The organism is Bradyrhizobium sp. Ken51 (assembly GCF_055807435.1).
Genome location: NZ_JBVVPB010000129.1, coordinates 1 through 673, shown reverse-complemented (window position 1 = coordinate 673; position 673 = coordinate 1). Strand labels below are relative to the sequence as shown.

Here is a 673-nt window from a genome sequence, read left to right as displayed (position 1 = left end):
ATGCTGGAGCTGATCGAGGTCCAGACTGGAAGTTATCTCGGGGAAGACGACATCATCCGGATTGAAGACGACTATCACCGCTGCTGACGGGGGGTAAGCCGTTTCGACAGAGCGGGCCCGCCTCTGTGCACGATACGAACCCAAGGACCTGGCTTGACCATCCCCGGCGCGTCGCATCGTAAATGCCCGCCGCTGGTTCCGCGCTGAGCGGCGAAGATTTATTCGCCCGCAGCAGCTTGCCCCAATGTTGGCCGTGTGGCCGGATAAAGAAATGTTGGGGTGTTCACCGGATCCGTCTTCAACGGAGAGAGGTTTTCATGCGAATTGCTATGATCGGCACGGGCTATGTGGGACTGGTGTCCGGAGCATGCTTTGCGGATTTCGGTCACGACGTCGTCTGCGTCGACAAGGACGAGAAGAAGATCGCGGCCCTTCATCGCGGCGAGATCCCGATCTACGAGCCCGGGCTCGACGAACTGGTCGCGACGAACGTCAAGGCCAAGCGGCTGGAGTTCACCACCGATTTGTCCAAGCCGGTCGCGGATGCCGATGCCGTGTTCATCGCGGTCGGCACGCCCTCCCGCCGCGGCGACGGCCACGCCGATCTGTCCTACGTCTATGCGGCCGCGAAAGAGATCGCGCAGTCGCTGTCCGGCTTCACCGTCGTCGTGAC

The 673-nt window shown here is 61.5% G+C and carries 2 protein-coding genes; both read left to right on the top strand.

Translation table 11 applies throughout. From position 1 onward, the window contains the following. The coding region (locus tag AC0L27_RS41135; RefSeq protein ID WP_473323811.1) for a hypothetical protein at positions 1-87 on the top strand (87 nt) is incomplete at its 5' end. A gap of 230 nt (positions 88-317) precedes the next feature. Continuing rightward, on the top strand, positions 318-673 hold a 356-nt coding region (locus tag AC0L27_RS41130; RefSeq protein WP_473323809.1), incomplete at its 3' end, for a 2-dehydropantoate 2-reductase N-terminal domain-containing protein.